Origin of the sequence: Flavobacterium poyangense (genome assembly GCF_011751075.1) — a bacterium.
Lineage (GTDB): Bacteria > Bacteroidota > Bacteroidia > Flavobacteriales > Flavobacteriaceae > Flavobacterium > Flavobacterium poyangense.
Map to the genome: position 1 here is coordinate 223,198 of NZ_JAALLN010000003.1, position 19,559 is coordinate 242,756.

17 protein-coding genes and 1 tRNA gene are annotated in these 19,559 nt (G+C 34.2%); 13 read left to right on the forward strand and 5 right to left on the reverse strand.

Going from position 1 to position 19,559, the window contains the following annotated elements; genetic code table 11:
* Genes G3A47_RS08925 through G3A47_RS08935 form a run of 3 tightly spaced genes read left to right on the forward strand, consistent with a single transcriptional unit; the run spans nt 1 to nt 3,066 of the window.
* Nucleotides 1-1,272 carry a condensation domain-containing protein gene (locus tag G3A47_RS08925; protein WP_166921816.1) on the forward strand — a complete coding sequence of 424 codons (1,272 nt, stop codon included), beginning with the start codon at nt 1-3 and terminating at the stop codon, nt 1,270-1,272.
* Entirely contained in the window at nt 1,269-2,522 is a 1,254-nt protein-coding gene (locus G3A47_RS08930) for a condensation domain-containing protein (RefSeq protein WP_166921817.1), read from the forward strand. The genes G3A47_RS08925 and G3A47_RS08930 overlap by 4 nt, the downstream gene beginning before the upstream one ends.
* 7 nt (nt 2,523-2,529) lie before the next feature.
* A complete protein-coding gene (locus tag G3A47_RS08935) occupies nt 2,530-3,066 on the forward strand; it encodes a hypothetical protein (RefSeq protein WP_166921818.1) in 537 nt (178 codons plus the stop codon).
* Between the two features lie 632 nt (nt 3,067-3,698).
* On the opposite strand, the gene G3A47_RS08940 is transcribed toward G3A47_RS08935, so the two are convergent.
* Together G3A47_RS08940 and G3A47_RS08945 are read right to left on the reverse strand one after the other, a co-directional pair.
* Nucleotides 3,699-3,773, reverse strand: a tRNA-Pro gene (locus tag G3A47_RS08940).
* A gap of 276 nt (nt 3,774-4,049) precedes the next feature.
* A complete protein-coding gene (locus tag G3A47_RS08945) occupies nt 4,050-4,964 on the reverse strand; it encodes a DUF6694 family lipoprotein (protein WP_166921819.1) in 915 nt (304 codons plus the stop codon).
* Nucleotides 4,965-5,244: 280 nt separating this feature from the next.
* Between G3A47_RS08945 and G3A47_RS08950 the strand changes: the two genes are divergently transcribed.
* The 10 genes from G3A47_RS08950 (at nt 5,245) to trxB (ending at nt 16,048) form a co-directional block, all read left to right on the forward strand.
* Nucleotides 5,245-5,694 (forward strand): hypothetical protein, encoded by a 450-nt coding sequence (locus tag G3A47_RS08950; RefSeq protein ID WP_166921820.1) that lies wholly within the window; start codon nt 5,245-5,247, stop codon nt 5,692-5,694.
* A 47-nt stretch (nt 5,695-5,741) separates the two neighbouring features.
* Nucleotides 5,742-6,491: a LytR/AlgR family response regulator transcription factor gene (locus G3A47_RS08955; protein WP_166921821.1), complete on the forward strand. Its 750-nt coding sequence runs from the start codon at nt 5,742-5,744 to the stop codon at nt 6,489-6,491.
* Nucleotides 6,491-8,413 carry a histidine kinase gene (locus tag G3A47_RS08960; protein ID WP_166921822.1) on the forward strand — a complete coding sequence of 641 codons (1,923 nt, stop codon included), beginning with the start codon at nt 6,491-6,493 and terminating at the stop codon, nt 8,411-8,413. The genes G3A47_RS08955 and G3A47_RS08960 overlap by 1 nt, the downstream gene beginning before the upstream one ends.
* A gap of 254 nt (nt 8,414-8,667) precedes the next feature.
* Entirely contained in the window at nt 8,668-9,279 is a 612-nt protein-coding gene (locus G3A47_RS08965; RefSeq protein ID WP_166921823.1) for a WG repeat-containing protein, read from the forward strand.
* Between the two features lie 10 nt (nt 9,280-9,289).
* Complete coding sequence (locus G3A47_RS08970; protein WP_243860403.1) at nt 9,290-10,552, forward strand: hypothetical protein; 1,263 nt, start codon at nt 9,290-9,292, stop codon at nt 10,550-10,552.
* Nucleotides 10,553-10,608: 56 nt separating this feature from the next.
* On the forward strand, nt 10,609-12,048 hold the full coding sequence (locus tag G3A47_RS08975; RefSeq protein ID WP_166921825.1) for a tetratricopeptide repeat protein: 1,440 nt from the start codon (nt 10,609-10,611) through the stop codon (nt 12,046-12,048).
* A 34-nt stretch (nt 12,049-12,082) separates the two neighbouring features.
* Nucleotides 12,083-12,598 (forward strand): hypothetical protein, encoded by a 516-nt coding sequence (locus G3A47_RS08980; RefSeq protein WP_208328350.1) that lies wholly within the window; start codon nt 12,083-12,085, stop codon nt 12,596-12,598.
* A 297-nt stretch (nt 12,599-12,895) separates the two neighbouring features.
* Nucleotides 12,896-13,708 (forward strand): hypothetical protein, encoded by an 813-nt coding sequence (locus tag G3A47_RS08985; RefSeq protein WP_166921827.1) that lies wholly within the window; start codon nt 12,896-12,898, stop codon nt 13,706-13,708.
* A 60-nt stretch (nt 13,709-13,768) separates the two neighbouring features.
* The gene (locus tag G3A47_RS08990) at nt 13,769-14,935 is read left to right on the forward strand and encodes a hypothetical protein (protein WP_166921828.1); all 1,167 of its coding nucleotides are present in this window, start codon (nt 13,769-13,771) and stop codon (nt 14,933-14,935) included.
* Nucleotides 14,936-15,100: 165 nt separating this feature from the next.
* On the forward strand, nt 15,101-16,048 hold the full coding sequence (trxB, locus tag G3A47_RS08995; protein ID WP_166921829.1) for a thioredoxin-disulfide reductase: 948 nt from the start codon (nt 15,101-15,103) through the stop codon (nt 16,046-16,048).
* A gap of 129 nt (nt 16,049-16,177) precedes the next feature.
* Here trxB and G3A47_RS09000 read toward each other — a convergent pair whose 3' ends face one another.
* From G3A47_RS09000 to G3A47_RS09010, 3 genes are all read right to left on the reverse strand, one after another.
* A complete protein-coding gene (locus G3A47_RS09000) occupies nt 16,178-17,011 on the reverse strand; it encodes a GIN domain-containing protein (protein WP_166921830.1) in 834 nt (277 codons plus the stop codon).
* 88 nt (nt 17,012-17,099) lie between these two features.
* Nucleotides 17,100-17,831 (reverse strand): head GIN domain-containing protein, encoded by a 732-nt coding sequence (locus G3A47_RS09005; RefSeq protein ID WP_166921831.1) that lies wholly within the window; start codon nt 17,829-17,831, stop codon nt 17,100-17,102.
* Nucleotides 17,832-17,834: 3 nt separating this feature from the next.
* Nucleotides 17,835-19,559, reverse strand: coding sequence for a PspC domain-containing protein (locus tag G3A47_RS09010; protein WP_166921832.1), 1,725 nt, complete (start codon nt 19,557-19,559; stop codon nt 17,835-17,837).

The window sequence follows — 19,559 nt, forward strand, 5'->3', positions numbered from 1 at the left end:
ATGAAAAGAAGATTGTTATTTGGAGAGCGCATGTTATTGGGTGAAGGAAAAGAACCATTCAATGTTGTTATTCCTTTTCGCCTGCGTGGTGTATTTGAGGAAAAAGAAATTGAGGATGCTTTAGGCAGACTTCAGAAAAAACATCCCTGGTTACGGGCACTCGTTCGTCTTGATGAGAAGAATGTTCCATGGTTTGAAGTGTCTAAACAAACGAATCCCGTTCCTATTCGCATTGTGGAGCAAAAAAGTGAAGAAGACTGGCGACAAGAAGCTATGCAAGAATTGCATACTCTCTTTGATTACAAAAACAAACCTTTGATTCGTTGGGTGTGGATCAAAGGAAACGATAGCTCAGATATGTTGCTGGTATTTCATCATTGCCTGTGTGATGGCGGCTCTGCAATGAATTTACTTTATGAATTTTTAAAAGTATTGGATGATCCGACAGCTGATATAGGCATAGAGAATCCTATTTTAGGAATTCAGGATGTTGTTCCTGCACCTATTTTAAAAAATAAGAAACAAAGGTTTAAGGCAAAAATGGTGGGTCGGTTAGCAACATTAGCGATCAAATGTATTCCCGTGAGCAGAAAAGCAATTGATCGACAAACGGACTATTTGATTCATTGGAAATTAGATCAAACCACGAGTCAAGAGCTGATCTCGCACTGCAAATCACTAGACATTACGGTCAATACTTTTTTAAGTGCTACTGTACTGGACACCTTTAAAAAAGTCCGTAGAAACAAAGCTTTTAATAAGGTTTCTTGTCCGGTAGATATCAGGCGATTTGCTCCTCAGATAAAAGAAGATCATATTTTTGCTTTTGGTTTGATGATTGTGGTATCATCAAATCCCAAACTCGGTTTCTTAAACAATTTACGTTTAATGCAGCATGATGTAGATCGCAAAACAGCCAAACTTAATCCCTACATCACCATGATGGTTATGGAATCTGCCCATAGTGCGTTAAACAATTTTACAAAACTTCTAAAACGAGGAAAGTCATCTAATGATTGTATGTTTTCTAACTTGGGACGTATTCAGATACCACATCAATACCAATCCTTTGCGTTGGAAACTATTTTTAGTCCATCAGTCCTTGGGCCACTGGGCAATACAACTACGATGATCACCTCTACGTATCAAGGTGTTATGGACTTCACATTTATGGGAAGTGAAGGTTATTTGCCTTACAACGAAGCCTTAGCCATTCGCGATGAAATAATTGATTCTATTAAACGCCGATTAAATTATCAAGCAGCCTCATGATCAAACGAAAACTCTTATTAGTGGAACGAATCATGTATATTGATGCCACTACGCCTTTAAACTGTGTATTTACGGCAAAAATAAAAGGTGAAATTCCAAAAGAAAACATTGAAATTGCTTTAGCAAAAATCCAAAGTAAGCACCCTCTGCTTCGCGCTGAAGTTGATTTACAGGATAAGCGACATCCTGTTTACGTTGTCAGGGAAAATATCAAACCTATTCCGCTTCGTATCGTAAAACGTCAAACAGATACAGATTGGTTAATAGAATCCGAACAGGAATGGTATCGACAGTTTAAAGAAGAAGGCTCTCCTTTGGCTCAATTGGTATGGATTAAAGGAGAGGAGTTATCTGAATTGTTATTAGTATTACCACATTGTATCTGCGATGGAACCGGCTTTGTAACTTTGATGCAGGAATTACTTGCTTTAATAGATGATCCGACCCTTGAGTTGGAACCTTATCCACTATTTCAATCGGTAAATAATTTTTTATCGCCACAGTTTGATATTCAAAAAAATACACACAAAGCAAAGTTTTATTTGCTTTTGGGAAAATGCTTCTTTTTGGTGCAACGGAAAAATAAAAAAAGAAATCTTGGAAAAAATTATGCCATTCATTGGAAATTAGATCCAACAAACTCAGCAGGTATAACGCAGCAATGTAAAGAGAGTGGTATTTCTGTACATGCGCTTCTTTGTACAGCGTTTATGCAAGCTTTTCAGGACGTACAAGGTAAATTGGCTAAAAATAAGGTAATTAGTCCAATTGATATTCGCCGGTTTATTCCCGAAATCAAAAAGGATCATATGTTTGCCTTTGCCCCGACGGTAGAACTATCCTTAAAAAAGGAAACTTCTCAGGTACTCGACCAAGCCAAACATATCAAAAAGGAGCTTACTCAAAAAATAGAAAAAATGAACGCTCGGGAACTGTTATGGATGGGAGAGCAGATGCACCCTCTGGTCAATCGCATGATTGCGCTGCTAAAAACAAGCCGGGGCGGACACGATCTGACGCTTTCTAATATGGGTAACCTTCCAATCCCGAATGCTTACAAAAATTTTATTCTGGAAGATATTTTTAGTCCAACAGTAGCATTTCCGTGGTTAAATTCAAACACTTTAGTGACAACAACCTATCAGGATCAAATGGACTTTGCGCTGATGTCTAATGAAGATTTTTTGCCTAAAGAAGAAGCTTTAAAAATTAAAGACAAGGCCATTGCGTTGTTGACTTTACCTTTATAAAATGTATATGACAAAAGCAGCTCAGTCCAAAAAAACAACCCTTAAACGCTTTTTAAGGAAACGTGCAATTTATTATATTCTTCCCAATGTAGGGTTCAATTTTATTATTGCCTATGCCAGTTTTCAGGAATTGGGCTATACGCATTTTTTTGCCGGACCTCAAAGCTTAGCACGTTTAACATTGCCAATGGCTATATTTTTACCTGTAATCCTGACCATGGATATTATTAATCGGGTTATTATTGCCGCCGAAAAAGAATCAATCGAAGTGGTGATAGATCATAATCTAAATAAAAACAGATTTATAACAAAATTATGTTTGTTACATGGTATCATAACCGGTTTACTGGTATTAACTGTATTGCTCGTTGCACAGCAAAGCCTAACGGTAAACCATAAATTGGATCCTACTACTATGGCCATTCTGGATGCCGTTCTTGCAGGCCTACTTTCGATATTGTTTACTTATCTTCCAATATATAGGTTGAAAAAACATTTGCAGAAACCTGTATCAAAGGTTCAAATAGAGAAGGATGGGCATTAATTTGTTCCTATAGAGCATCAATAAAGTATAAAATAGGATTGAAAAATTCATCAACAACAGTCAGAAACAAAAGCCAGAAAAGACAAATCAAATCCTAAGCACATCCTGAGCGAAGTCGAAGGCTTTTTAGGTAGATAGGGTCTTCGGCTTCGCTCAGACTGACAATTGTAATTTTATTAAAATTTCGGTGCAAATAGATTTTTATTTTTCCAGCGCTTCTTGTGTTGAGGTTTAAATTTTCTTATTTGTTGAAAGGTAGAGTTTATTTTATGTCATAGAGAACATAAGGATTTTTGTTTGTCTTACAAAAGTTTGCAAAGTTTCATGAAAAAAATCTTAGCGAACTCCTAATGTTTGCGGTGAAATTTTTTCACGCAGATTTTTTCAGATTGTTTTTATCTGAGCACAAAACAAATATCGGCTTAATCTGCAACCCGAGCGATAGCGAATTGGCGAAGCAAATCTGCGTGCAAAAGACTTTGCTTTGTGTAAATACTTTGCGGGCTCTTTGCGTAAAACCTTTGCGCTCTTAGCGGTTAAATAAACGCAAAGTTGTGATCCTCTTTTTCAGTGAATTTAACGAATCTCTAAAACAAAAAAAAAGTCTTTTCAAATGGATGAAAAGACTTTTGTCGGGGTGGCAGGATTCGAACCTGCGGCCTCCTGCTCCCAAAGCAGGCGCGATAACCGGGCTACGCTACACCCCGAAAGCGGATGCAAAGATAGTAATAAATTCTATTTACAAAAGGAAAAGGTCAAAATAAATTGAAAAATAAACAGGAGGGTGTAGTTGATTTTGCAAAATAAAAGAACCGAACAATGATCAAGGCATTGGCATTTAGTGTCTTGAATCTGAAAATAAAAAAACAATATCTATCTAAAAGTTGACCAGAAAAATAGCTTGAAAGGTACTTTTAATAGGTGCTTTGACAAATCTTATGGTGCAGACTGTCATAAAAAACAATTAGTCGCAGTCATTTTTGTTATTTTTCATCTGTCAATTCTAACTCGTCAAGCGTTCCTTTGACAGATTTTAGATCTTTTAGCTTTGTTTGGTTATTTTCAATTTCCTTATTTACTTGTTGTATACTTATTTTAGGCAGCTCGATTTTTTTTCCGTTAAGCTGTAATCCCAATACATTAACTTTTAAAACTAAATCATAATCGGAAAGATTTGGATTTTGAATAGGATATTTTTGAATACGCCATAATTTAGGATTGGTTTCTTTGGTTTGCCCCAGTAAAATATGCTCGGTCAGTATTTCTCCATTGTTCATGATGCTTTGATCGTCTCCATTAATAATGATTTCTGATTTAAGAACTTCATTATTGGATTTTTTTACGACTTCCAATTGAATTGTTTTTGGGCCTACAAGTTTGTTTCTACCAATATATTGATAATCGATTTCTAATTCGGGAATCATTTCGTCAAAAAAATCAGTCTGATTTATTTTTACGGCACTAATTTTAAACAGATCCAGTGCTTTTTTAGCAGTTGCAATTTTGTTTTTAGAAAGCGTTAAACTATCAATTTCCTTTGTTAGTTTTTCAATCTCCTTTTTGTTTCGATCTTTTAAAATGTCTTCCGCTAAAGTAATGACCGAAGAAAAGGATCGGCCGTCAACCATTTCTAAAGAAATTTTGTTGAAAGATTTGTTGTCGTACTTTTTCGGGTCTTCCCACTTTAATCGCATAGCTTCAATTGCAATAACTCGCATAGCTTTTTCTAAATCAGTTTTTTCGTCTTGATTCAGATTTGTTTCTATTTTCTCCCTGGAAGTTTTAAAATTTTGCTCATTTTTTCCATCAAATTTATCCTGGCATGAAACCAAAATAAGAGAAGAAAACAACAATATGATAAGGTATTTTAGGGACAAAAGAGCGGGTTTATTATTCATTACTATTGAGTTGTAAAAGGATTAGTATGGGGATTATCTTCAGGAAGTACAGAAGATGATTTTTAGACAAAGAACGACAATAATTTAGAATGCAAATTAAGAAAAAATGTTTTGTTAATTCAGGGAGATATAAATTCGCAAGAAGATAAAGTCGATTCGGAGTATTCTTTTTTAAATCCGTAACGGAGTTTTGTTTTTTTGGAGTTCTAATAGTGAAATACTACTTCTTTTAACACTTTGAAATAAAAAATGATATATTCGTGTCATAAATTTTACTTTAATGAAGAATCAATTTTTGCGCAATATACTACTAATAGTAATTATCTTAATTCTTATAGGTATTGCTACTGTAGTGCAAGGATATTGGGCTTTATGGGATTATAAGTCGAGTCCGTCTTCTTCCTGTCTGGATTGTGATATTTTTACAGATTTAGTCATTTCGTCTTTATTGCCTGCATTTTTTATTGGGATCGTAAACTTCTTATCGTTTAAGTTTCTTTGGAAAAAGAAGATCAAGGTATTAGGTACTGCATTTGTTCTTTTTGTTTCCTGGTTTATAATAGACACAGAAATATTTATAGAAAGAGAAGCCTCATGGAGTACGTACACGAATGTTTGGGAAATCAGTTTTCTGTTAGCAGCGATTCCAATTTTAACAATAGGGATATTGTTTATTATGCTCTTTAATTATGTAACGGGAAAAATTTCATTTGCCCGAAATAGGAAGTAAAAGGAGAAACGATTAAAATTTCAATTTGTTAAACTGTCATTTCATATATGAACAAAATTCGAACATTAATTATAGAAGACGAGCCGGCGATACGAAAAGAACTGCAATGGTTAGTTGCACAGGAGGAGTCTCTAAAGTTAGAAGCAATTGCGGGTTCGGTAAAAGAATCATTGCAAATTATAAACAATACCGGGCTTGATTTATTATTAATGGATATTCAGCTGGCAGATGGTACTGCTTTCGATATATTGAATCAATTAGAGCAGCCGTCTTTTCATATCATTTTTATCACTGCCTACAATCATTTCGCTATAAAAGCGATTAAATATGGTGCCTTAGATTATCTTCTTAAACCCATTGACAGCGAGGAGTTCTCAGTTGCGATACAAAAGGTGAAGAACGTAAAACAGGCTGATTACCTTAGTCAGCTTGCCGTTTTGAAAGCGTACAGCTCCGCGAAAACTATTGAAATGAGTTCCAGTATTTGTATAACCTCTTTGGACTGCATGCAAATAGTCCGGCTTAATGAAATTGTATATTTGTCGGGCGAGGGATCCTATACCCAAATTCATCTGGAAAATAAGAAAGTAGTTACGGCTTCTAAACCCTTAAAGTACTACGAAGATATTTTACCTGCCGATTTCTTCATCAAAACACACCAATCTTATATAGTAAATAAAAATTATATTGATAAGTACATGAAAACGGGCTTAATCGTTATGAAAAACGGGGCCGAGATTCCTGTGGCAACCCGCAGAAAAGAGTTTGTTATGGATCATTTAAACCCTTTGCGATAATGAACAAACTAATGTTTCTTTTGCTGCTGTTTGTAATTTCCTGTCAGCAGAAATCCGAAAAAGTGTCGGCTCATCCGGAGAAAATGGTAGAGGAATTGCAAATAATTAGCGACAGTTTGGATAAAAATCCTCAAATCGATAAACTTGCGTTTTGGTCAGATCAACTTAAACAAAAAGAGTTCTCAAAAACAGGTCCGACCTTAGCTTACATTCATTACAATCTTGCTAAAAATTTAGCAAAAACCAATATCGACAGTTCCAAAAAACAGATCAATTTTGCTTTAAATCTGATTGAAAAAGAGAAGGGATTTAATGCGCTTAAATTTACTATTTACAACGGGGCAGGATTAATTTCAGAACACGAAGGCAAGTTTTACCAATCCGTATATTATTTTAATAAATCGGCTGCCATCATTATGAATGACGATTCGCTTCAATGCAAACCATTGGCAAAAGTGATCTGTTTGCTTAATGCGGCTCAGGACAATACCAAAATTAGCCAATACCCAAAATCTGTTGAGCAAAATCAGCTTGCTTTAAAAATCTTGAAAAAGTTACCTGATGATAATTTCAAATACAATTTCAGGGCTTATTCGCAGTTGTTTACCGCTTGCGAAGAAAGTGAAGCATACAAATCAGATTCGCTCCTTTTTTATATTAACAAACTGAAACAGATTGCTGCGAGAACTAATGACCTGATGCAAATTAGATTTACTAATGAGCATATGGCGCATTATTATTTATTAAACAATCAGTATGACAAGGCTATACAGCAGTATCATTTAGTGAGACAATATGATGAGGAAAGTGTACGGACTGATCCTGAAAGACCGGTCGCCATAAAAAATGGCTACACGACTTTAGCCAATCTGATTGACTTGTATGTTAAAACCGGACAATTTACTCAGGCAGAAGAGTTAATGAAACAGGCTGATAAAATAGAAGAGCTGCATCCGGCTCTTTTATCTTATTATGAAAAGAGCCTTAACAAAAAGGCAAAAATGCACTATTATTTTGCCAAAGGCGATAATCACCGGGCTCAGAACGAAGCAAATCAGATATTGGAATTAAAAGATAATATTCTGAGAAATTCAGGTATTCAGGCCACAGAAGAAATGGCAACTATTTACGAGTTGCAGGCAAAGGATAAGTCTATTTATGGACTTAATAAAACCATCGATCATGCCACAAATCGTCTTGAGCGTAATAAATTATTTTTGCTGATTGTTATTTTATTGGCCCTCTTGGCAGTTTCATGGGCATTTTTGCTTTATTTTTTCCAAAGACAAAAACAGGAAAAAGAGAAAATTTTATTGCAACAGCAATTGCTGAGAACCCAAATGGAGCCTCATTTTATCTTTAATACTTTGTCGGCACTGCAAAGTTTTATCAGGTTTGATGAAAAGGAAAAATCAATAAAGTATTTAAGTCAATTTAGTAAACTGTTAAGAAGCAGTTTAGAATTAAGTCGAAAAAATTATGTTTCACTGGATCAGGAGCTTGAAGCAATAGAAAATTATCTGAGTTTGCAGCAAATGCGTTTTGAATATACGTTTAGCTACAAAATCATAATTCCGGATATGGATGCTTCTGCCATACTAATTCCGCCTATGTTGATCCAGCCTTTTGTTGAAAACGCAATAATTCATGGTATCGGGAATAATGCTGAAAAAGGGATTATAGTACTGGAAATAGTATTGCAGGAAAATCAACTGCTGGTAAAAATTACGGATAACGGAAAAGGTTTTGAAAACAAATCCAACACAGGTCTTAATCACCAGTCTTTATCAGGAACTATAGCCAGAGAACGTTTAGAGATTTTGGCTAAAGAAAATAAAATTAAGACCAATATAGAAATCAGTTTTAATGACAGTGGAACGATTGTTTTTTTAACGCTTCCGATCAAAAATCAAAGACATTAATTCGCATTTATATAGAATGTTAGCGAATCTTTAATTACAGCAGGCAGATTTATATTGGCTCAGATTCATATGTGTTTATTTTTCAATTTTGTATTGAAAACGGGAGTAGAAAAATTGATCTTTTAGTTTTTTTTGCTTCCATTTCTGATGTAAACTGTTAATCAACCATTATGAAATATTTTTTTATATTCTTAGTTACTTGTATTATTTCCTGTAATCAGCAAAATAAAGGCAGTCAACAAAAAACAGCTGCCATGAAAGAGAAGTTAAAAGGATTCTTTAACGAAAAGCAAAATAGGTGGGTTTGTGAAGACACACAATATTCAACCGAGTCTTTTGGAGATGATGGTCTTAGCGAGTACGCCTCCGTAATGAAAATGGATGTCAACGGAAACTCCCTTGGTATGGGATTAATAAACAGAAAAGGAGAGATCATGGTTCCCATTATTTACGATGGATTAAGTATTGGCTTTACCGATAGTCTCTGTAAGGTTATCAAGAATGATAAATTAGGGCTTGTAAATTTTGAAGGAAAAGAAATTGTATCCCCTGTTTATCAATACATAGCTGAGGAGGCCGAAGATGGTCTTTTACGTGTGGGCAGGAACGATCTTTATGGTATGATTAATTTACAAGGCAAAATCGTAATTCCGGTAGTTTATCAGGACCTTACAATTGCAAATGAAGGAATGATAGCTTTTATGGCTGAGCCGCAAAGATGGGGATTCCTAAACCATAAGAACGAAATTGTGGTAAAACCTGAATTCACTTATGTGGATAAATTCAAAGATGGAAAAGTAATTTTACAAAAAGCAGATGCCGAAGAGTATATTGTTTACAGAAACGGAAAGGTTGAAAAAAAATAATAGTTTGAAAATGAAAAGAAATTTAATCGGTATTGCGTTGTGTTTGCTGGTATTGTCTGGCTGTTCTAAAAAGCTGTTGACCAATAACCCGGAACCCGAAACAGCGCTTTATGAGATTAACCATAAGGAAGATGTCAGTTTAGTTTTTTTCGACCATGATCAGATTGATGGCTTAGAAAAACATTTGGCTGTTTATAAAAGATTTCAGGAAGCTTTTGATACTATTCAGGAAGTGCATGTATTTCGTATTACTGACAACTGTATTATAGAATTTAAGAATTACGGCTACTATTATTTTAATAACAATGGCAGTAAGCCTGAATCCGGAATGCTGTTGTCTAACGGTGTCGATAAACCAATTCTTGTAACCAATCCCGAGAAGTATATCGAAACATACGAATCATATTTTAATGTTCCGTTTCATGATAAAGTGTACTACGGTAAATTGAGAAGAGCCGAAATAGCAGATCGTCAGAAAGAATCAGAAAAAAAATTAAAAGCAAAATTTAAAATCGATCAAAACTATGCTGATCATCTGATAAAGAACTCTAATATTTCATACTATCCGAGAAAACAGGCTTCTTTAAACTGCTCTGACGGAAAGGTAATCGCTAAGATTTTTAATGATACTACCAAAACTAAAAAGAGTATTATGCAGGAAGAGAGCCTGTATGACCAAAAAGGCTTAATAAAAAAATATAGCGCTTTTATAAACGAAGCATTATTCTCGGAAGACATATACTATAGAAATCCAAGTGGTTTAATTGATAGTATTGTGCGAACAGATAAAAACGGACTTACAAGCAAAAATGTTTTTAAGTATGCAAAAGACCATCTTAATGTCATCACTGTAGATAAAAAAAATACAATGGTTTCAATTGTTTATCATTTAAACGACAAATTTCAGTGTACAAGCATAGAAACTTTAAACGGGAGCGGAGATGTAGTTCTCACTTCTCATTTAAAATATGATGACTTCGGACGAGTTATCGAGGAAACTTCCCGAAATCAAATGATAAAATATGAGTATAAAAATCAACAAGAAGAGTTTTATTCCGCAATGAAAATCTACAACATTACAGATACTAAATTGGTCAGCGAAAACGTAAGGTACGAAGAAGGAAATAAAACCATTTTTATATCCAAAAACAAGGATCAGATTTTGTCAAAAACCATATCCTTTAATGATGCTGCTGGTTGTACTCAAAAAGTATGCAATTACGGCATGGATAATAAATTAATTAATGTCTACGAGTATTTTTATAAAAAGTAAAAAAAAGAAGTTTTGAGACGCAATAGCGGCAGTTGCAAAAAATAAGATTCATAAAAATGGTAGTAAGTACAAGGTTTTTAACTTTTCTGTTGATGCTGTTTATCTCATTGCAAGGGATAGGGCAGGAGAAAAATCAAATAGAGATAAATTATATCCGTAGCATTAGCAGTGAACCGGATAAAATGATAGTCGAATTAGGTAATAACCCGAGATTATGTTACGTAGGAGTAGCAAACAATGCCGATTATGCTAAAATTGCTGCCGTACTAAAGCAGTATGAACAAAATGATTCTTCTTATAGCAAAAGTTTATTCGAGATAGAAATAGAAAAGACAAACAATACTATAAAATCAATAAGGGCTCTGACTAAAAGTGAAGCAGGAAAATATAAAGATCTTGAGCCACATCTTGACGTCGCTGTTGCAGCTGTTTCAACAAGTAAATTACCGGAGAAATTTTATAATAATGCTTTGGAGCTTTTTAATAAAAAACAATACGAAACGGCAATTTCAGTACTCAATAAAGCCATCGCTATAAATACTCAAAATCCGGATTATCATAATTTAAAAGCACTCTGTTTAGCCAATTTGATGCATTACAAGCAGTCTTCAGACGAAGCGAAGTTTGCCCTTAAGCTGGATGGAGCCAATGCGAAATTGTACGAGATAATAGCAAACAATTGTTATTTTTTAAAAGAGTATACCAGTGCGGTTCAATATTTTGAAAAAGCAATTCAATATGAAAATGAAAAAATCACTCGGATTTACCACAATTATATACGATGTCTGATTGAACTGCCAAACCCGGAAAGAGCTATAGAAATTTACAAACTGTATCAATACCGTACAGACAATCTGACTCTGTATACAGATGATACAGGGAATTTTGATAGTGACTTAGAATTTTACGCCGGACAAGCTTACCAACAGTTAAATGACTGGCAGAATGCGCTTGATATTTATGACAGACTGATCGTTATGTATCCTGATGTTTATGGTTATGTTGCTCAAAGAGGAAGGCTTTTTCAGCAGAAAGGTGATTATTCGGCAGCAGTTAAGGATTTTGAATTAGCATTAAAACTGGACACTAGAGAAAGTATTTTATTGATAAATCTGGCTGACGTATTTCAGGAAACTCATGACTATAAAAAGGCAGAAGCAGCATATCGGGAATATTTGGATAAAAATAATCTCGATAGCGTACAAATGACTAACTATGGATATCTTTTACTGAATCAGGAACGTTATAAAGAAGCACAAGCAAGGTTTGAAGTATCCTTTAAAATAGATGGCAAAAGTATAGATACCCATATTGGGCGAATTCTATCGGCTTATCTGCTGGGAAATAGTAAGGAAAAGAATTTATTTATTGCTAATGCAAAATCACAGTTTCCGGAAATTTCAATGGACAGAGCAACGTTAAATGTGTTAATAAAAACGGGTGCTTATTACTATTCCGATAAAATTATAAGCCTTTGGGAAGATGCGATTAAATAAGTTTATTGTTTTACTGAAACACATATTTGTGTTTATGGTTTTCTCTAATGCATGTTATGCCGGAGGGATCTCTGCATGGGAAGATGTTACGCCAAATGGAAACAAACTTTATTATGATGGAGGAAGTGATGGACTGGTGAAATTATCGATAAGAGGTTCTGATATTTGGGTTAAAGAATTTTATTTTTACAAGAATCATATAGTTGCAAAAACAGCTACTGCATTTTATATCGTTAACGAAAAAGGAAATAAAATAGAAATTTTCCATTCTAAATTGGCTTTTGATAAAGCGGTAGAAGAGAAAAAACTAGATCCCATATTTATAGTCCGATGGTTTGATGAAAATTATGGAAGCGATAGATTTTGGATTCCTTTTTCATTGGTCTTGTTTCCGCTGCCCTTTTTTATGCCAATTGTTTGGATAATCTGCATGGTAAGTTTACTTCGTCAATCAGATAAAATGCTTTTTTTAAAAAGAGGAATTGTCATAGGTTATCCGGTAATTTCCTTTTTTGTGTGGATTATTTCTTTTGTTCCTCAGAGCTTTTAGCAGCAGTAAAATGTTTCAACTATTATATTTATAAACCATTAAAACCAAAACTATTATGAAATCAACATCATTATTTACATCCTTGTTTATATTCCTGAGTTCTTGCGGAGTAGGTTATTGTCTTGTTAATCAATATGTTTTTAATAAGCCCAATACGAGTCTTCTATTTATTATGCTCTGCCTGCTGGTTGCTGCTATTGCTTCCTGGCAAAGGAAAAAGCTACAGAAATAACATAACTGTAATTCAACTGGAAGAGGTAAATTTGACATTGCTTTTCAAAATAAGTAATTTGCATTATGAATTTTAACTATTTTATTTTCACAGTAGTATTGTTTGTTTCCTGCAATGAACCTGCAAAGAATACACTTTCATCATTAAAAACGACTACAATTAAAAGTTCGAATGTGGTGACTAATTTAGATCGTATCGATGAACCAAAAACAGAAAATGATACTAAAATTATTGAAGTTGGATACCATGAAAATTTAAAACGGATTCCTCACTTCGAACTGGACAGCATTCAAGAAGCAGAGTATAATACAATAGAAGCGGGTAAAAGTTTTAAAGTAACAAAACTCGAACAACGGAATGACTTTTTTTATATCCAGGGAGCAAAGCAAAAGTTTGAATTCAAAAAATACAAAGATTATAAAGGAGATTTAAGCTGGAGCGGGTACAAGTATTTCGGATTCAATACCGTTTTAAATTTAGCTGCCTTGCAGGAATTAAGTACCGCCGATTATATGGGTTTTTCGGAAATGCAATTATTAGATACTTCAAACGATTTTCTTTTTAAAATCATTTCTTTGGGAGATTCAAGTGTTTCAGTTCCTGAACTTTCACCGGATAATAAGCACATGGTTTATTTTCAAAATCCGGAATACGAATCAAAAGACCTGACGATTGTGGTTTTAAAAGTCAATGATAAAAAAAATCCCGCCAAGTTTTTGACAGAATATAAATGTTGTTTTTTACAAAGTGATAACAAAATTGAAGAATTGAAGTGGAAAAGCAATAATGTAATTTATATAAAAGGGTATCAATCATCCGGTTTTGACCAGTATGGAAAGGAGTTAAGAAATTACTATTATTATAAAGCGAAAATTTAAGAAATATAATCTCGGGAGCGTAAAGCAATCAGTTAACAATTAATACCAGACGTAACTATTATGAAAAGAACAACTATTATGCTTGTTATACTAGTCATTTTTATTGTAATGTTTATCGAAAAATGCAGTTTGGTAAACCTTAGTACGGCAGATGTTTTTAGACCAAAAGCATATAAAAATTTCAAAGGTCTGTCAGACACCATACAATCGCCAGGATACGAAATTGTATCGGTACCCGGTGATTTTCCGATATTATTTGACAGCATAAAAAAAGAGTTTTATCTGTCTAATGATAAAGGCCTAATTAAAATAGATGCTCACGGGAATATCATGTTTTCTGAAGATTTGCAAAAAGAAAAGTATACCTCTGTTTTTGATTTTGCCAACTTTTCGCCCTATGTATTTGTTGAAAACGGTGTTTACGATTTCTCTGGAAACCAACTTAAATACTCTGTTTTTTCTGAAATACACAATGTTAAAAATGAAATTAGCGACAGCGATTTTAAATCTCTTTTTGAAAAATACTACCGGGATGCTGAAATTGTCATATACGAAACCTCCAGAAATGTTGATTCCGAGAGGGATTGTTTTCCAATGTATTTCAAAATAAAAAATCAATGGATTTTATTGTTCTCTCAAAAAGGAGATTATCGATTTACACACCAATTGTCATCTGACAATAATGATGTTATCGGACAGATTGATTTTGAGAACTTCCCTGCAAAATTTTCCGACAAAAGATTAATAGTACTAAAGGATTATAAAAATGGCATCTATTCCACGAAACAAGTAGGAACTAAAATTGATGATAAGTATTTAGATACCTATTATACTCAAATAGTAAAGGAGCGAAAATTAAACTATGAGACATCAAATAAATTTAAGTTGCTTTCGTATAAAAAAGAGAGTTATTATTATACAGGAGGCTATTGGGATTTACCGGATTGGGTAAGTCCTTCCTTTATCAATACAGCCTATTTTCAACTAACCTATAATAATGAAAAGCTGTTTTTTAAAGAAAAAGCAATAAAATATTACATAGATGCTAAATGTAAAAACGATTTGTATCTGTACGAATTGCCGGTGAACTTCAGAAAAAATACCAAAATAGCATTTATGGATTACAATCTGGATATAGGCGGTCATATAAATGACAGTACAGGAGTTGTAGAACCTATAATTAAAAACACCGGTTTATACATCATCAGGCCAAGAAATGCCCGTTAACGTGTTTGAGAAAAGAATGAACCCAAAATAAAAGAAGCTATTTCTTTTATTTTGGGTTTATTTGTAATTCTCTATTTTAGAATAGTTAAAACTAATGAAATGCGTTCTTTTTTATGGTAATAAAAACTTATTTTTGGCATCAATTATTAATACAATCATAAAATTATGTCAGATACAATCGAAAAAATTAAATGCCTTATTATTGGTTCTGGTCCGGCGGGTTACACTGCTGCTATTTATGCTGCCAGAGCTAATATGAATCCCGTTTTATATCAAGGAATGCAACCTGGTGGTCAGTTAACTACAACAAACGAAGTAGAGAACTTTCCGGGGTATGTTGATGGTGTTACCGGACCTGAAATGATGATTCAGTTACAAGAGCAGGCAAAACGTTTTGGTGCTGATATTCGTGATGGTTGGGCTACTAAAGTTGATTTTTCAGGAGACATTCATAAAGTTTGGATAAACGATACAATTGAATTGCACTGTGAAACTGTAATTATTTCGACAGGCGCTTCGGCTAAATATTTAGGATTACCATCTGAGCAACATTACCTTCAAATGGGTGGTGGTGTTTCTGCCTGTGCAGTTTGTGACGGATTTTTCTACCGCAATCAGGAAGTAGTTATTGTTGGAGCAGGAGATTCTGCTTGTGAAGAAGCACACTACTTGTCTAAACTTTGTAAAAAAGTAACCATGTTGGTAAGAAGCGAAAAATTCAGAGCTTCAAAAATTATGGAAGAACGTGTTCGTAAAACTGAGAATATTGAGATTTTAATGAATCATGATACCGTAGAAGTTTTAGGTGATGACAATGTAGTCCACGCGATTAAAGTTAAAAACAAAACAACAGGAGAGATCTTTGATATCCCGGCAACAGGATTTTTCGTTGCCATTGGACATAAACCCAACACAGATATCTTCAAAGACTATCTTACTTTAGACGAAACAGGATATATTATCAATACTCCGGGGACTTCTAATACAAACGTAGCCGGTGTGTTTGTAGCCGGTGATGCTGCAGATCATGTATACCGCCAGGCAATTACAGCCGCAGGTACCGGATGTATGGCTGCCCTGGATGCTGAGAGATATTTGGCTTCTAAAGAGTAAAGGAAAGTTTCAAGTTTCAAGTTTTCTTTGTTTCAAGTTAACAGAACGATGAATATAAAAAAATCCCTTCGAAAGAAGGGATTTTTTTATTTTGAAACTTGAAACTTGAAACTTGAAACAAAAAAAACGCTATTTAATCTTCTTAATCAACTTCGCCTCTTCAGAAAAACGGGTCAATTGTATGGTTGGGTTTCCGAGAAGCGAAAGTTCTGCATGGTCTCCAACGGCTATTGAAATCGCGGTTTCTGCCAAAATACTCGCTGTAGCATAATTTTCAACGGTAACATTAGATTCCTTTAAAGTAAATTTTGTTCCGGTGAAAACAGAATTATTGTCTAAACGAATGCTTGCTTTTTCGGCAATACCTTCAATCGCGGCAACTGCTTTTTGATATAAATCACATTTAAATTTTATGGCAGATACGAGTGTTTTGATTGAAGCGTTTTTGCTCAATTGTAAACTGGCATCTTCTGATTTTAAGTTGAGTTCTGTTTTTGATCTATCGTCGGCAATCAAAGTGAATTTTTTAGAATTTACATTCAGGAACAGTTTAGAATAATCCACACTATTAAATGTGATGTCGTCTAACTGAACTTCCTGAATCGCATAAATAACGGCTTCATTTTTAGCGATTACATTTTTAAGCGTGTTTGTATAGGTAACGCGAACGATCAGTTTTTTAAAAATGGTACTTTCTTTTGAAGTATACAAACGAAGTGTTCTGTCTCTCAGATCCATTCCGATAATATCGTGAAGGTTATCGTCGGCTTCAATTTTGATTTCATTTTTCTCTCCTTTTTCCAGATAAATTTCCAAATTGTCATCGGCCTCAATGCCATCAAATTCTCCTACTTCTTTTACCGAGGTGGTAACGATTTTAGATCCTTTTATTTTTTCTCGTTTTTGAGCAAAAGTTACTGTTGTAATTAACAATAATAGGAGTAAGGCTGTATTCTTTTTCATTAATTCTATAATTTGATTTAAGACAAATATAAAAAAATCATCCACTTTTGGTGAATGATTTTTTCTATATTTAACACATTTGTAAGATTTAACTCTTATTGATGTTTCCTCCTGAGCTAGCTCTTCTTTCGATAGTCTTAGGAGTACTGTCATAACTTATGTTTCCTCCGCTTGAAGCTTCCGCTTTTAGGTTTACAATTGGATGCACGCTTATCGTTCCTCCGCTGGAAGCATCAGCATGAACTTCATTTGCCAATAATTTCTGAGCGTCAATAGTGGCTCCGCTGGAAGCAGAAGTCGTAAGTTTTAATGCTTTTCCTTTGACACTGATATTACTTCCGCTTCCCGAATCGCAACTAATGTTATCTGATTCTATGTCAACATTCATGTTAGCAGCACTGGACGTTTCCAGATCTATATCTACTCCCTGAATTGTATTTTTGCTTTGTACTGAAGCAGCGCTTGAAGCTTCCAGTTTATCAATAACCGGCATTTTTACGGTTACTTTTTTCATTGTAACATTTCTGAAAGAATTGAATTTACAGCTAATTCTCAATGTTCCGTTTTCTACTTTTGTAACAATATCGTTTTGCAAATTATCATCGGCCTCAACAGTGATTTCAGTCGAGTCAGATTGTACGATAACCAGATCAATGGCATTGCTTACGGATACATTTTTGAAATCGCCCTGAACGGTTCTTTTTTCTTTAGTAACTTTTCCGCTTCCTTCAACACTGTTTATGTTGCCGCAAGAGGCGAACAATATTGCAGTGACAGTAGCAACAATGAATTTTGTAATATGAATGATTATTTTTATCATGGCTTAGTTAATTTTAATTATTACTCCGTTTTTGTCTGTGGTTAATCTTCCTGTATTTTTTTTACCGTTTAAAACTTCTTTACCATTTATTTTAATGGATACTTCTTTTACGGTGTCTGTATCAATATTGTTTTCTTCTTCTTCTATATCATTATAGTCGTTTTCGTCAGCCGGGCAATTCAAACATTTAATTTTAGAACCTTCTACTTTATAGTTGTAGTTACCACTGTAGTGTAAGTTGAAAAAATCATCGTCAGAATTATCATAATCTTGTATAGAAGCGTCCGGTTTAAATAACTGACCTTCCGGTAAGTACAAATATACATCAACTTCCTGTCCTCTGAATTTATTTTTAACCCCTGTTAAGAAATAATTGTCTAAAACTAATTTATTTCCGTTTAGTTGGATCTTATATTCAATTTTTTCAGCTCTTTGTTTAGCATTGTTGAAAGAATTTCCTCTGGCTGTTTTCTCTATTTGTAAATAGGCAGTTGCATTATCGGTACGCAAAACATGTAAACGTACATCTGTTGAATAGATTAAATCATTGTTTGCAGAATCCTGTACAAACTCTAAATCTCTGTGATCGTCTAGGTCCTTAGCATAATAATCACTGTATCTGAATTTTACATAAAGAGTGTCATTCGGATTGATATTGATTGTTTTTTTCTCTACCACTTTATTGTCGTACGAAAGTTCAGTAGCTTGTTTTATACCAACACTTATGGCAATGGCAACAGCAATAATCCAAACGGCCAACAATGTATATTTAGTAATGTTTCCAATAGATCTCAGGTTAGGAGATAACAATTTGAAACCTAACAGTGTCAGAAAGAAAAACGGAATTCCAACAGCAAAGAACATTAGTAATCCAAATACCCAGATCGGATAGTCAGTGAAATTTCCTGCGTCAACAAAATTTTGCCATGGAAACTCGATGAAAATATTAGAACCCAAAGTAAAAACGCCAATTAGCAATAAAACTAAGGTTGAGATTCCGGACATGATCAAAATAATTCCTAAAAATTTAGCAAATACTTTAAAAACCGTCATGATAAAGTCTCCAAATGAACTACTTATTCTCTCAGCTCCCGACTTTACCTGGTTTCCCATTTGATCATAATTAGCATTTTTAAATTTGTCTGATAAAGATTCAATCTCTTCACGAACTTTTTTTTCAATATTGCTAATCGTTACCGGTTCCCCTGTCATTTCCAGTTTTTCAGAGGTTGTAACGGCTTCCGGAGTTACAACCCAAAGAACGAAATAAGCTAAAATTCCGGTTCCAAAACCTGCGAAAACAAATACTAAGAATAGAATTTTTATCCAGACAGCGTCAATTCCAAAATAATGACCTAAACCGGTTGCAACACCACCCACCATGCCTTTTTCTTTGTCACGGTATAGTTTTTTGTGTTTTCTGCTACCGGACTCATTAAAAGATTGGTTTGTTTTTTCTTCGTCTTCAATGATGTAATCTTCGGGCTGACCCATAACGGCAATCACCTCATCAACGTCTTTCAATCCCACAACATGTTTCTCGCTTTTTTGTTTTTCTGTTAGTAATTCAGAAACACGCATTTCGATGTCTTTGATAATTTCATCCTGTCCGGAAGAATTATTTAAGGATCTTTTTATAGCGTCAAAATAGCGCGTTAGTTTTAAATATGCATCTTCATCGATGTGAAAAAACATACCTCCTAAGTTAATATTTACTGTTTTGTTCAT

Coding starts and splice junctions, on each gene's coding strand:
- G3A47_RS08925 (WP_166921816.1), top strand. CDS start 1: ATGAAAAGAAGATTGTTATTTGGAGAGCGCATGTTATTGGGTGAAGGA.
- G3A47_RS08930 (WP_166921817.1), top strand. CDS start 1,269: ATGATCAAACGAAAACTCTTATTAGTGGAACGAATCATGTATATTGAT.
- G3A47_RS08935 (WP_166921818.1), top strand. CDS start 2,530: ATGACAAAAGCAGCTCAGTCCAAAAAAACAACCCTTAAACGCTTTTTA.
- G3A47_RS08945 (WP_166921819.1), bottom strand. CDS start 4,964: ATGAATAATAAACCCGCTCTTTTGTCCCTAAAATACCTTATCATATTG.
- G3A47_RS08950 (WP_166921820.1), top strand. CDS start 5,245: ATGAAGAATCAATTTTTGCGCAATATACTACTAATAGTAATTATCTTA.
- G3A47_RS08955 (WP_166921821.1), top strand. CDS start 5,742: ATGAACAAAATTCGAACATTAATTATAGAAGACGAGCCGGCGATACGA.
- G3A47_RS08960 (WP_166921822.1), top strand. CDS start 6,491: ATGAACAAACTAATGTTTCTTTTGCTGCTGTTTGTAATTTCCTGTCAG.
- G3A47_RS08965 (WP_166921823.1), top strand. CDS start 8,668: ATGAAAGAGAAGTTAAAAGGATTCTTTAACGAAAAGCAAAATAGGTGG.
- G3A47_RS08970 (WP_243860403.1), top strand. CDS start 9,290: ATGAAAAGAAATTTAATCGGTATTGCGTTGTGTTTGCTGGTATTGTCT.
- G3A47_RS08975 (WP_166921825.1), top strand. CDS start 10,609: ATGGTAGTAAGTACAAGGTTTTTAACTTTTCTGTTGATGCTGTTTATC.
- G3A47_RS08980 (WP_208328350.1), top strand. CDS start 12,083: ATGGTTTTCTCTAATGCATGTTATGCCGGAGGGATCTCTGCATGGGAA.
- G3A47_RS08985 (WP_166921827.1), top strand. CDS start 12,896: ATGAATTTTAACTATTTTATTTTCACAGTAGTATTGTTTGTTTCCTGC.
- G3A47_RS08990 (WP_166921828.1), top strand. CDS start 13,769: ATGAAAAGAACAACTATTATGCTTGTTATACTAGTCATTTTTATTGTA.
- trxB (WP_166921829.1), top strand. CDS start 15,101: ATGTCAGATACAATCGAAAAAATTAAATGCCTTATTATTGGTTCTGGT.
- G3A47_RS09000 (WP_166921830.1), bottom strand. CDS start 17,011: ATGAAAAAGAATACAGCCTTACTCCTATTATTGTTAATTACAACAGTA.
- G3A47_RS09005 (WP_166921831.1), bottom strand. CDS start 17,831: ATGATAAAAATAATCATTCATATTACAAAATTCATTGTTGCTACTGTC.
- G3A47_RS09010 (WP_166921832.1), bottom strand. CDS start 19,559: ATGAACAAAACAGTAAATATTAACTTAGGAGGTATGTTTTTTCACATC.